The sequence below is a fragment of the Salinimicrobium gaetbulicola genome (assembly GCF_042676025.1).
Taxonomy (GTDB): domain Bacteria; phylum Bacteroidota; class Bacteroidia; order Flavobacteriales; family Flavobacteriaceae; genus Salinimicrobium; species Salinimicrobium gaetbulicola.
The window spans coordinates 1-768 of record NZ_JBHTJP010000023.1 but is presented as its reverse complement, the minus strand read 5'-3'; the positions used below and the strand labels follow the sequence as shown (position 1 = coordinate 768).

At 29.7% G+C, this 768-nt stretch carries 1 protein-coding gene; it reads right to left on the bottom strand.

Features of this window, described 5'->3' with window-relative positions:
- Nucleotides 1-140: 140 nt before the first annotated feature.
- Nucleotides 141-431 carry a hypothetical protein gene (locus ACFQ1G_RS01340; protein WP_380736439.1) on the bottom strand — a complete coding sequence of 97 codons (291 nt, stop codon included), beginning with the start codon at nt 429-431 and terminating at the stop codon, nt 141-143.
- Nucleotides 432-768: the final 337 nt, after the last annotated feature.

Here is a 768-nt window from a genome sequence, read left to right as displayed (position 1 = left end):
CAACGTCTCCGGTTAACGCAAGTAGCGGTTGTTGGGAACGCGAATTTGTCGGTTAAATTAACTTTTTAAAGGTAGTCAAAAATGTCATTTTTTGCAGGTTCGGCCGCTATTTGCTCGTTAACCGATGTTGTGCATAGTTTTTATCCAAGGCTGTCTAATTTTTCAGTATGGCTGAGCCATTTTATTTTAAGGTTTTTAACTAATGAGTCCTCAATTTCTCTTTGACTTATCCAATGAAAAGGGTGTACAATGTCATATGTTGCATAAGTTAAACACCTTAAAAAGATATCTGTATTTTGATATAGTATGAATAATTCTTTTCCTGTATGATAGCCTATTTGAGTATTTTCTATTTTTATTACATGGGAATGATTATCCGATGCTAAAATCTTCCATTTGTTTGTCAAACAAATATCTTCAACTAGTTTCATATTAATCTCTTTATCTACTCCTGTTGTTTTTCGGAATTTGTAAGATTTTTTTATTTGAATAATGATTAATCTTGCTATAAAGGCACTTATGAACAAGCATATTACAGAAAGAGGTAAGAGTATAAAATTCTTAACATGTAGTTGAATTAATAAGAATCCTATGCTTAAACTAAATGGAAAAATAATGAGTATTAGAAAATGAAAATTTTCTAAAAATTTAAATACATACGATTTGTCAAAAATCAGTCGTTTTTGAATCAAAGATTTTTTACTATTAAAAATATAATATCTCATGAAAAATTATGCACAACGTCTCCGGTTAACGCAAGTAGCGGAC